This window comes from Streptomyces sp. NPDC005799, from assembly GCF_040630525.1.
GTDB lineage: Bacteria > Actinomycetota > Actinomycetes > Streptomycetales > Streptomycetaceae > Streptomyces > Streptomyces griseorubiginosus_B.
This window is the reverse complement of record NZ_JBEXXQ010000182.1, coordinates 1-2,416: the sequence shown is the minus strand read 5'-3', so window position 1 is coordinate 2,416 and position 2,416 is coordinate 1. Positions and strand designations below refer to the sequence as shown.

Below are 2,416 nucleotides of genomic sequence, written 5' to 3'. Positions count from 1 at the left end.
GGGTGACGTCCGGGCGGACCCGGCCGGTGGCCTGGGCTGCGGTGAGCAGTACAGCGAGCTGTTCAAGGGTGTTGCCCACACTCGGGTCCGTGGCCAGCATCCGGCCGTGGCGCAGCAGGTGGATGACGGCCACCGGGCCGCCCGTGTGGGCGAGAGCCTCGCGGATCAGACGGTGCAGGCCGGCCACCGGATCGGGCTCGGTGGCGGCCTTCCCCGCCCGCTTGCTCATCGACTCCATCCACCTCACCGCGACCGCTGCGACGAGAGTCCTTAGTCGATAACCCCCGGTACACCGTGCATTTGCTGACCCCCGCCCGATCTCCGATGTCGGCAACAGAGGCCACCAGCCCCCTTTTTCTCGAACAGCTCGACGGCGCAGTCCAGGACCGTTCGCGGTTACGGCCGGCATCTGCGCGGGGCGGGCAGGCGTCGGTCATGAAGTCGATTGCCCCGACCACTGGGAGGGACCTTCGCCCCTGCTGGGCCGCTCGAATGGAGCACACCGTCGAATCAAGCGGGCCGCAGAGTCCGTTTCCGCAGTCCATAGGCGTTCGGCGCAGTCCAGCAAGCCCAATGACGCCGTCCATCCGCTACTCCGCCCATCGAGGGCAGTTGGGAATCACACCATGTCCGTCACCACCAAGGCCGCGCTCGCCGTTCCCGGCCAGGACGCGTACCGCATCGCTGACATCACCGTCGGAGAGCCGCAAGACCATGAGGTCTTGGTCCGCGTCGTCACCGCGGGTCTTTGCCACACAGACGCCCTCTTCAAGGGCGCCTGGCAGGACCCGTCCCTGCCGCCGATCGTGCTCGGGCACGAAGGCGCGGGCGTGGTCCAGAAGGTCGGCGCGCTGGTCACCTCGGTCAAGCCGGGCGACCGCGTCCTGATGACGTTCAACTCGTGCGGTGAGTGCGACCCGTGCCGCACCGGCCACCCCGCCTACTGCGCACGCTTCAGCGACCTCAACACCAGCCCCACCGGATCGGCCCGCACCGACGGCACCTCCGGACTGACCACCACCGACGGCAAGCCGCTGGCCGGCGGATTCTTCGGCCAGTCCTCACTGGCCGGCTACGCGATCGCCAATGACCGCAACGTCGTGGCTGTCGACGCCGACGAGGACGAACTCGCCCTCCTCGCCCCGCTCGGCTGCGGCATCCAGACCGGTGCGGGCGCCATCCTCAACGAGCTCAAGCCCGAACCTGGCTCCACCGTCGCAGTGTTCGGCACCGGTGCCGTCGGCATGGCCTCAGTGCTGGCCGCCGGTCTCACCGGTGCGTCGAAAATCGTTGCCGTTGACATCGTGGACTCGCGCCTCAAGCTCGCGCGTGAACTGGGCGCCACCCACACCGTCAACAGCGCCACCACCGACCCTGTCGCCGCCCTGCGTGAGATCAGCGGTGGGCCGGGCGTTCAGGTCGCTGTCGAGACCAGCGGGGTACCGCAGGTCCAGGTGCAGGCCGTCGATGCGCTCGCGACCCGCGGCCGCCTCGGATTGATCGGCGTACGCCTGGATGGGCACTTCGATGTCCTGGGCACCTCGCTGCTTCGCGGCATCACCGTGCACGGCGTCATCGAGGGCGACAGCGACATCGTCACCTTCCTGCCCGCCCTCGTCGACTACGTCCGCCAGGGCCGCTTCCCCCTCCAGCGCCTCATCCAGGAATACCCGCTCAAGCAGATCGACCAGGCCGCCGCGGACTCCAAGTCAGGTAAGACCATCAAGCCGGTCATCCGCTTCTGACGGCTGGCCGCTCCGCGCGCGTCGCTTCCTTCCCTCCCCCTCTTCGCGCTCGTCCCGGCAGGTGCGGCCAGCTGGCGCCACAGGCCGGCGCCTTCGAGCAGCTTCGCTGCGGTCAGCCCGCAGCATCCACCAGGCCCCTCAATTCGGCCTCGACCCCGCCCGCAGACGCATCTCGAGCCTCCTCGTCGAGGAACACTCAAGGTGGTGCCGTCCACCGCGATCACCTGCAGGCCGCGATAGAAGGAGCCGGCCTGTACCCGGGTGGCCACCGGACCGGCGAGGATCTCGAACAGGCGGCGTAACGGGGCGCTGCCCACTCGGTGGCGGGCCCGCGACAACGACGACGCGCAGGGCCGCGTCACCGCAATCCCGCGCAGGCCCGTGCCGACCTTGTCCCACACCGCCTGGTAGGACGAGCGCTCGAAGAAGGCGAGAGCGTGCATGTCAATTCCCTCGCAGCATGGGGACGAACCATGCGGCCAGTCCCTCGGTGAGGGTGGCCCGGTAGTCACGTTCGTAGTCGATCGGGCCCGGCCCCGCCGAAACCACCTACGCCACGCATGGGCATGGCCGGAGTGAGGTTCCCCTCCTTTTGTGGAGACCGTGACTGGAGGGATAGTTGGGGGTCATGGGATCCGGGAAGCGCATTTACGACGCTGAGTTCCGCGAGG

The 2,416-nt window shown here is 68.7% G+C and carries 2 protein-coding genes and 1 pseudogene; 1 reads left to right on the top strand and 2 read right to left on the bottom strand.

Annotated features, from left to right (window positions below):
• Positions 1 to 229 (bottom strand): hypothetical protein (locus ABZ453_RS51040; protein WP_359026901.1); only part of this gene is annotated, 229 nt, incomplete at its 3' end.
• 397 nt (positions 230 to 626) lie between these two features.
• Here ABZ453_RS51040 and ABZ453_RS51035 point away from each other — a divergent pair.
• Positions 627 to 1,745 carry an NAD(P)-dependent alcohol dehydrogenase gene (locus ABZ453_RS51035; RefSeq protein ID WP_359026899.1) on the top strand — a complete coding sequence of 373 codons (1,119 nt, stop codon included), beginning with the start codon at positions 627 to 629 and terminating at the stop codon, positions 1,743 to 1,745.
• Positions 1,746 to 2,041: 296 nt separating this feature from the next.
• On the opposite strand, the pseudogene ABZ453_RS51030 reads toward ABZ453_RS51035, so the two are convergent.
• Positions 2,042 to 2,188: pseudogene (locus ABZ453_RS51030) on the bottom strand (transposase domain-containing protein); the annotation flags it as partial.
• Positions 2,189 to 2,416: the final 228 nt, after the last annotated feature.